Source organism: Salinimicrobium oceani, from assembly GCF_012037645.1.
This window is the reverse complement of the sequence record NZ_JAAVJR010001366.1, coordinates 1-320: the sequence shown is the minus strand read 5'-3', so window position 1 is coordinate 320 and position 320 is coordinate 1. Positions and strand designations below refer to the sequence as shown.

Below are 320 nucleotides of genomic sequence, written 5' to 3'. Positions count from 1 at the left end.
TTATGAAAACGTTATGGTACCCATTAAAGAAACAGCAACTGTAAATGCAGGGGCTACTATATGGATTATGTTACACACAGATACCGGGGAAGAAGAAGTATACGAATTTGATGGAGAAAATGGTCTTGATTTGCCAATTATGGACGAATCAGGAAATATAGTAATGACATCTATTGAGATAACATCTATTTCCACTCAGGCCATTACAGGGACACTTACTGTAAATGATCAGGCAATTTCTGACAATATGATAACTGTAGGTGACGTAGTGTTGAGTAATAGCGGCTGGGTTGTTGTACATGCTTCTAATGAAGCGGGCG

At 38.8% G+C, this 320-nt stretch carries 1 protein-coding gene; it reads left to right on the top strand.

What is annotated here, in order from left to right; genetic code table 11:
* Window positions 1-13: 13 nt before the first annotated feature.
* A partial coding sequence (locus tag HC175_RS22230; protein WP_438865982.1) for a DUF7282 domain-containing protein occupies window positions 14-320 on the top strand: 307 nt, incomplete at its 3' end.